A 3,039-nucleotide genomic window follows, 5' to 3' on the forward strand; every position below is an offset into this window, starting at 1 on the left:
TTCCTGACTCCCTTTCCGGGCTCTTTTTCGCCCTGATTGGGAGTCTATCTTTTTTCCCTCCTCTCCGCCACAAAACTACATTTTTTCCTCGGCGTTTTTTTACATTTTATCACTGGCGCTGACACTGCGACATTGGCCTAAACTCCATCCAGACCACCCGCGACCGGCTGAAAGCGGACGGGGCGGAGTTTGACGTGCTGGAGATCAAAGACGGCGTGCAGCTCTACCGCAACCCGGTTCAGACCATGGAGAAGATCAAGTCCCTGATTCCCGGACTGAAGAACGAGGATTCACTGGATTCCTTCTGGGAGGGAGCTATCTCCGACAGCAAGCTGGGGACAGTTCCGGTTTACGTTCCAAACCTGATGGACAGCTCCTCCAAGCTGCTGGACACGGTGATGATGAACCGTATTATCCACCAGGCCATCCCTGATTTGGACACAACAGTCAAAAAAGTAATCGTCTACTATATCGACATCACCAGTGAGGATGAAATCCGCAAGTTTATCAAAGACGATGACAGCACGACCGTCGAAATCGAACTGCGGGATTTGAAAACCATTTTGGATAATGTGGTGATTGGCGACTACGCAGAATTTCATATGGAGGAAACCCACGATGATCTGTACGGCGGCTACGCTGTCTTGGTGGACAAGTTCCTCAGCGACCGGGTGATGCAAAAGATTTTTGAGTTTAACGAAAAGGCCCGGATGAGCGCTACTGAAAAGAAACCCTTCAAGCCCATTGAGATCAGTGAGGAGGGGCTGGAGCTGATCGAGTATCTAAGTGTGGATTGTACTGCCGCCCAGGGCGAATGGCACTCTGACAGCGAGGTCAAGATCGATAAGCTGGGGTATGTGATCCGCAACGGGACGAAAACAAAGGAATTTTGGGATGGGACAGTCCGTAGCGATAAGCGGCCTTTGCGGTTGAAGATACGGAATATATGTGGAGATGAGACGGAGTGGGAGGTGTGCTGATTTGAACTGCTTGGTGACAAAAGAAACTTTGAATGAATTTTATGACAGCTATATTGTTTTGTCTCTCAGTAATCAACAAACAGCACTTTTTCTGAGATGTGTCCAGCGGTGTAAGGAAATCATATCGGCATACAAAGCTACTTTCCCTTGCGATTGTGCGCAGCTTGACCTTTTGCTATGGTTGAGAACGCATAATTTAATCAGCATAAAAGATTGCCTTGTAGCTATGAGTGAAGTGGTTAAGTATATGTATGACCATTTTGACGAAATGTATAAGGCCCCTAAAATCTTTATCAGCCATTCCACGGATGACAAGCCCATTGTTGAGAAATTTGTTACCATGCTTGAGCAAATGGGTGTGAAACAAAACCAATTGTTTTGCAGTTCTGTTGCTGGGTATGGAATTCCGCAGGGAGCTGGAGATTTATACGATTTCATTCGCAATGAAATGGACAGTGATAATCTCTTTTTCATTATGATGCTGTCAAAAAATTATTATAAAAGTCCGGTTTGCCTAAATGAAATGGGGGCCGCGTGGGTAAAGCAGAGCGCATATCAAAGCATTTTATTGCCAGGATTTCAGTACACTAAAATTGAAGGTGCTGTTAATCCAAGGGATATGACATTCCGTCTGGCTGATAAGGAAAAGCGAAATTATGCACTAAATGACCTCAAAGACCGCATTGTTAGTCATCTTGGAATGGTAGATGATTTATCTCAAAATCTCTGGGAACGTTTTAGGGACAAATTCCTGGAGGAAGTTGATTGTATGGCGGAGTAACGGATTCTGCTTCAAAAGCCTGCATAGCTACACTTTTCAGAAATCCCTGGCATGGTTGATGACTTTAATAAAATGCTGTATGACCTACAATTATGAAGGTCATACAGCATTTTATAAATTTACCCTTGACAAAAGCTCTCTGAGGACAATGTGACAGGTAAGCTGACAGACGAACGATTTGCCAAACTGTCCGCAGCCTATGAAGCGGAGCAGGCAGAATTGAAACAGTCCGTTGAAAGTCTAAACGCCATTGTGGAAGCCTCCGAAGCGCAGGCTGTCAATATCAAAAGTTTTCTGAAAATCGTAAAGAAGTACACCGAGCCGACAGAACTGACTCCCCAGCTCTTGCATGAATTTGTGGACAAGATTGTTGTCCATGAAGCCGACAAGTCCAGCGGCCACCGCATCCAGCGGATTGACGTACACTACAACTTTATAGGGGAGATTGATTTTTCCCCGGAATATTGCGGATAAAAAGAAGTAACAGCACGGCGCTGTTACACCGTGCTGTTACTTCCCTCCGAAATATCAAAATGTTCTTTATGCGTGGAAACCCTTGATATTACAGTGTTCCTATTAAAACTCATTCATATGATTGTTTCTTAATAAGAACACTGTAAATACAAGGCTTTTCAAAGCCTACCAACCACAAAAANTAATATTTGATCTATCACATTACGCTAAAAGCCGTCCGGCATGAAAAAACGGACGGCTTTTTTGCGTGGATAGGCGGAAAGGAGGCAAAAAATAATTACAGAAATTTAACCCCTAAATTTATGCAACTTTCACAAAAAGGAGGTTAGTGAATGGCTGATGAAAAACTGAACACAGGCCCCGGCAGTGAAAAACTCCCGGAGGCTCCCGAACAGGCCGCCGCACCCACGCCCAAGCAGGAACAGGCCGGGCCTGCCCAGCCCGCTCCCGGCGATGTGGTGGTATCCTTTGACAAGATCAATGAGCTGATGGGCGAAAAGCGGCAGGCNGCCCGGGCCCAGGTGGAAAAGGAGGCGGCGGGTAAAGACGGAAAGGAGGAAATTCCCGCCGCTGGCGGCGATAAGCCGAAAACGCCCCGGCGTGGCCGCCCGCCCAAAGAAGAAAAAGCGGGGCCCACTGGCAAGGAGGAAACAAAGCCACGCAAGGGCCGCCCGCCCAAGGAGGATAAAACGGCCTCCGGAAAGGCAAAGCCGCCTAAACGAGACAAAGTGTCCCGAAGTGACGGCAAAGCCCCGGATGCCCCAAAGGCCGCTCCCGTCCGGGAGGCCGCTGTCCCGGAGCCGC

Annotated in this window: 3 protein-coding genes and 1 pseudogene; all 4 read left to right on the forward strand. The window is 47.4% G+C overall.

All coding sequences use genetic code 11. The features are described 5' to 3' along the window. Positions 1-194: 194 nt before the first annotated feature. Complete coding sequence (locus JX325_RS14380; RefSeq protein WP_243414107.1) at positions 195-980, forward strand: hypothetical protein; 786 nt, start codon at positions 195-197, stop codon at positions 978-980. A 1-nt stretch (position 981) separates the two neighbouring features. Then, positions 982-1,761: a toll/interleukin-1 receptor domain-containing protein gene (locus JX325_RS14385; protein ID WP_204791775.1), complete on the forward strand. Its 780-nt coding sequence runs from the start codon at positions 982-984 to the stop codon at positions 1,759-1,761. Between the two features lie 150 nt (positions 1,762-1,911). After that, positions 1,912-2,235 carry a DUF4368 domain-containing protein gene (locus tag JX325_RS14390; RefSeq protein WP_204791776.1) on the forward strand — a complete coding sequence of 108 codons (324 nt, stop codon included), beginning with the start codon at positions 1,912-1,914 and terminating at the stop codon, positions 2,233-2,235. Between the two features lie 332 nt (positions 2,236-2,567). Then, positions 2,568-3,039: pseudogene (locus JX325_RS14395) on the forward strand (chromosome partitioning protein ParB); the annotation flags it as partial.

Origin of the sequence: Oscillibacter sp. CU971 (genome assembly GCF_905219725.1) — a bacterium.
Classification (GTDB): Bacteria; Bacillota; Clostridia; order Oscillospirales; family Oscillospiraceae; genus Oscillibacter.